This is a genomic window from Streptococcus sp. 1055 (assembly GCF_013276815.1).
Lineage (GTDB): Bacteria > Bacillota > Bacilli > Lactobacillales > Streptococcaceae > Streptococcus > Streptococcus pseudopneumoniae.
Genome location: NZ_VMLT01000110.1, coordinates 1 through 2,676 on the forward strand (window position 1 = coordinate 1; position 2,676 = coordinate 2,676).

1 protein-coding gene is annotated in these 2,676 nt (G+C 44.1%); it reads left to right on the plus strand.

Annotated elements, in window-relative coordinates; genetic code table 11:
• The first annotated feature begins 85 nt into the window (after positions 1-85).
• A complete protein-coding gene (locus HT699_RS09215) occupies positions 86-2,452 on the plus strand; it encodes an ATP-dependent RecD-like DNA helicase (protein ID WP_172934303.1) in 2,367 nt (788 codons plus the stop codon).
• Positions 2,453-2,676 lie beyond the last annotated feature (224 nt).

Genomic DNA, 2,676 nt, shown 5'->3' on the forward strand with positions numbered 1-2,676 from the left:
CATATATACGGCAAGGCGAAGCTGACGTGGTTTGAAGAGATTTTCGAAGAGTATTAACTCTCACCTATTTATGCAAAGGAATCTTATGGAAGTTTATTTTTCAGGAACCATTGAACGGATTATTTTTGAAAATCCCAGCAATTTTTATCGCATCCTCCTCCTAGAAATCGAAGATACGGACGCAGAAGATTTTGATGATTTTGAAATTATTGTCACCGGTACCATGGCTGACGTGATTGAGGGAGAAGACTACACTTTTTGGGGACAAATTGTCCAGCACTCCAAGTATGGGGAACAACTACAAATCAGTCGTTATGAACGTGCAAAACCAACTAGTAAGGGACTAGTTAAGTATTTTTCAAGTAGCCATTTCAAGGGGATTGGGCTCAAGACAGCTCAGAAAATTGTGGATACCTATGGCGACAATACCATTGACGAAATTCTGCAACACCCAGAAAAGTTAGAAGGCATCGCAGGACTATCTGCCAAAAATCGCGAGGCTTTCGTCTCCACCCTCCGTCTCAACTACGGAACCGAGATGGTTTTGGCCAAACTTGCCAACTACGGCATTCCCAATAAACTAGCCTTTCAGATTCAAGACTTTTACAAAGAAGAAACCCTTGATGTGGTTGAAAATTATCCCTACCAGCTGGTTGAGGATATCAAGGGCTTGGGCTTTACCATTGCTGACCAATTAGCGGAAGAACTAGGTATCGAAAGTCAGGCTCCTGAACGCTTCCGAGCAGGACTAGTTCATAGTCTTTTTCAGGCCTGTATGGAAACAGGGGACACCTATGTTGAAGCACGGGATTTGTTAGAACAAACCCTTACTCTCCTTGAATCTTCTCGTCCCGTGGAACTGGACCCCAGCCAAGTAGCCCAAGAACTCTCCTACCTGATTGAAGAAGACAAGGTTCAGCAGATTGATACCAAAATTTTTGACAACAGCCTCTTTTTCGCCGAGGAAGGCATCCGCAGTCACTTGGTTCGTATCCTTGAAAAAGGAAAACAGAAGAGTCATGATTTAGAAACTATTCAAAAGCATATCACTACTGTCGAGCAAGAACTGGGGATTGAGTATGATAATATTCAAAAACAGGCTATCTGTGATGCTATCCAGAACAAGGTCTTTATCCTGACAGGTGGGCCTGGTACTGGTAAGACAACGGTTATCAATGGTATCATCGCTGTTTATGCCCTTTTAGAAGGACTTGACCTCAGGAAAAAAAGCAATCTTCCGATTCTTCTTGCTGCTCCAACTGGACGAGCAGCTCGTCGCATGAATGAATTGACAGGCTTGCCTAGCGCGACCATACACCGCCATTTGGGAATGACAGGGGACGATGATACCAGTCATCTGGAAGATTATCTGGATGCTGACTTTATCATCGTAGATGAATTTTCTATGGTGGATACTTGGCTGGCCAACCAACTCTTCTCCAATATCTCTTCTAACAGTAAAATCCTCATCGTGGGCGACAGCGACCAGCTACCATCTGTCAGCCCTGGACAGGTTCTAGCGGATCTGCTTCATATTCCCTTGATTCCTCAGACTCGCTTGGAAAAAATTTATCGACAAAGCGAAGAATCAACCATTGTTACCCTAGCTAGTCAGATTCGACAGGGCATCTTGCCGGCTGATTTCACTCAGAAAAAAGCTGACCGTTCCTACTTTGAAATCGCTAGTGGTCATATCCCTGCTACTATTGAAAAGATTTTAGGCGCAGCCCTCAGAAGCGGCATCCCTGCCCGTGATATTCAAGTTCTTGCTCCCATGTACCGAGGGACAGCAGGTATTGATGCCATCAACCAACTCATGCAAGACCTCCTTAACCCACCACAAAAAGACCAGCTCAGTTTTGAAGCTCCCCAGTGCCACTATCGTAAGGGAGACAAGGTCATTCATTTGGTCAACGATGCTGAAATCAATGTCTTTAATGGAGATTTGGGAGCTATCACAGACCTGATTCCCGGTAAATACACCGAGTCGAAACAAGACGAGATTGTCATTGATTTTGATGGCAATGAGGTCTCTTACCCACGTAACGAATGGTACAAGATTCGCTTGGCCTATGCCATGAGTATCCATAAATCACAAGGAAGTGAGTTCCCTGTTGTCATCCTGCCTATCACTAGTGCTAGTAGGCGTATGCTGGAGCGCAATCTCATCTACACAGCCATTACACGCGCCAAAAGCAAGCTTATCTTACTAGGCGAATTACAGGCCTTTGATTATGCAACCCAACACATCGGAACTGCCCGAAAAACCTATCTGATTGAACGTTTCAGTGACCTACTAGATAATGTTGAAGAAAAGCAACCAGCTGTCTCTGAAACAGCCACATCAAGCGCCTCTGAAGAATCCTACATCCTGACCGAAGAAAACTGGGACAGCATCCCCGCCATGATTGGGATTACAGACGCAGACCTCAAAGAGATTTTTGGAAAATAGTGTATAAGAAAACCCACCTAATCAGGTGGGCTTTTTGTTTATTAATACTCAATGAAAATCAAAGAGCAAACTAGGAAGATAGCCACAGGTTGCTCAAAGCACTGCTTTGAGGTTGTAGATAGAACTGACGAAGTCAGTAACATATATACGGTAAGGCGACGCTGACGTGGTTTGAATTTGATTTTCGAAAAGTATTAACTCTCACCTATTTATGCAAAGGAATC